The 2,198-nt window shown below is 22.8% G+C and carries 3 protein-coding genes; 1 reads left to right on the forward strand and 2 read right to left on the reverse strand.

Annotated features, from left to right (window positions below):
* A partial coding sequence (locus tag GBZ86_RS18065) for a hypothetical protein (protein ID WP_207707469.1) occupies positions 1-218 on the reverse strand: 218 nt, incomplete at its 3' end.
* A 535-nt stretch (positions 219-753) separates the two neighbouring features.
* Here GBZ86_RS18065 and GBZ86_RS15195 point away from each other — a divergent pair.
* The gene (locus GBZ86_RS15195) at positions 754-1,602 is read left to right on the forward strand and encodes an N-acetylmuramoyl-L-alanine amidase (protein WP_152892051.1); all 849 of its coding nucleotides are present in this window, start codon (positions 754-756) and stop codon (positions 1,600-1,602) included.
* A 243-nt stretch (positions 1,603-1,845) separates the two neighbouring features.
* Here GBZ86_RS15195 and GBZ86_RS18485 read toward each other — a convergent pair whose 3' ends face one another.
* Positions 1,846-1,968, reverse strand: a complete 123-nt coding sequence (locus GBZ86_RS18485) for a hypothetical protein (RefSeq protein ID WP_268817448.1) — start codon at positions 1,966-1,968, stop codon at positions 1,846-1,848.
* Between the last annotated feature and the right edge of the window lie 230 nt (positions 1,969-2,198).

Raw genomic sequence — 2,198 nt, forward strand, 5'->3', positions numbered from 1 at the left:
TTCAAATATTTTACAGGGGATTTATTTTCTAATTTTAAAAGAATATAAAAGCAAAAAGTTGATAATATTAAGCAAATAGAGAAACCAATATCATCATTAAGTTTAAAATAATCTTGTAAATATGATGTAATAACTATAATTATAAAGAAAGTACATAAATATTTGAACAAGTATAAAATACAATTAAATAATTTAAAGGTATAAATATGCTTTTTCATTTTAAATCCTCCAACTTAAAAATATTTTGGGTTTAAAAATCTTTTCTTTAAAAATATAGCATAATTAAGTATTAAAATTATATTTAAGTCCTAAAACTACATATTTTTGACCTATAATGAAAAGTTAATTATATATGATGATATAAACAGGAAGTATAGTAGCAAGTTTCTTACAATTTATTTTAATATATATCATTCATTCTAAAATAGTAAAAATTATCTATAGAGATAGATTCTATTTAAATTTAACATTATAATAAAGTTATAGTATATGTAATTTTAATTTGCATGTATATGCTATGATATTTACATAAGATGTTCCTAAGCTAAAAAATACCTTACATAAAGCTTTTGAGAATTAAAAGAAAAAAATAGAGCTAGTAGAAAAACTACTGGATCTATTTATATGTTAAAAGTAAATTTAAATTGTAATATTGCTTTATTCTAATTTTTTTATGAAAAATACTAAAAAAATTTTAACTTTTATCTATTTTATATTATGAAAGGATTTTAAAGATAAAAGGAGGAAATTTTTATGTCAAAGAAAGTATTTATAGGTGTTGGTCATGGTGGCAGTGATGCTGGAGCTGTTTATGGAAAATTAAAAGAAAAGGATATGGTACTACCTATAGCTTTAGAAGTTAAAAAAATTCTTAAAGAACATGGATCAACTGTTAAACTTAGTAGGGAAAAGGATGAAAATGACACCATACAACAAGAAGTAGCTGAAGAAAGATACTTTAATTCAGATTTAGCTATAGATATTCACATAAATGCTGGTGGTGGAGATGGTTTTGAGGTTTTTCACCATCACTTAGGGGGAAGAAGTAAAATATTAGCTGAAAATATAGAGAAGGAAGTTATATCCCTTGGTCAAAATTCAAGAGGATGTAAAATTAGAATGAATAGTAATGGTACTGCTGATTACTATATGTTCATAAGAGAAACTAAAGGAAGTGCTGTTATTGTAGAATGTGCATTTATTGATACTAAAGATATTAAATGTGTGGATGAGCTAAATGAACAAAAAGATTTTGGAAAAGCCATAGCTAAAGGTGCTTTAAAAACTTTAAATATTGAATATAAAGGAGAAGAAAATGGCAATTATTTTCCAGGAAATGATTCTAGTAATAATATTGGTGATAATAGTAATAGTGGTAATGGATTCTTTAGAGTTATAGTAGGTTCATTTAAAGATAAAAATAATGCTTTAACCCTAGAAAAGGATCTAAAAAATGAGAAAATAGATGTCTTCTTAATATATGAAAATGGTTTTTATAAAGTGGTGGCAGGGTCTTTTAAGGAGAGAGAAAATGCTGAAAATAAGCTAAACTACCTTAAAAACCTTGGATACAAAGCATTTTTATCTTATTATCAGGTATAGATTTTTAACTCTAAATTTAAAAAGATAAACGTTACACATTTAAAATAGTAACTACTAAATTAGCTAAAAAAACTGAAAGCTTAGTTTTTTTAGGCCTTCAGTTTTTTATACATAACTCTATAAAGTTTAAGCATAATATATGAAATAATAATCATAAATTTGCTATATTATACATAATTTTTAGAATTAAAATCTCTTGTCTAGCTACTGCTGTCACTAAAAATACTTAGTCTTTTCTAATATCTATTTTTCTAATTTCATATGAGCTTGTCTTTGTACTTCTTGTCTTTCACTTATAAATTCTCCTAATGTGAAGCATAATATGCTATAGCCTATTATAAGTAATAATATTATTAATTTTTTCATTTGTTTTTTCTCCCTTATCTTTTGTTAGTTATAATAAATCTTCCTAATTAATATAAGACAATTATATTATTTATTATAAAGTATGTATATACATTATTTTTTTAATAATAACTATGAAATATACAAATATTTTAATACTTTATTTAAAAATGTAAAAGATAGTATTTAAGATAAAAAATACTTTATTCATAATGATTTGAAAAATAGGTAAATATATTAAATGATAATAT

Origin of the sequence: Clostridium tarantellae (assembly GCF_009295725.1) — a bacterium.
Lineage (GTDB): Bacteria > Bacillota > Clostridia > Clostridiales > Clostridiaceae > Sarcina > Sarcina tarantellae.

Bases quoted from the DNA above. Each gene is read 5' to 3' on its own strand.
- GBZ86_RS15195 (WP_152892051.1), top strand. From the start codon at position 754: ATGTCAAAGAAAGTATTTATAGGTGTTGGTCATGGTGGCAGTGATGCT.
- GBZ86_RS18485 (WP_268817448.1), bottom strand. From the start codon at position 1,968: ATGAAAAAATTAATAATATTATTACTTATAATAGGCTATAGCATATTA.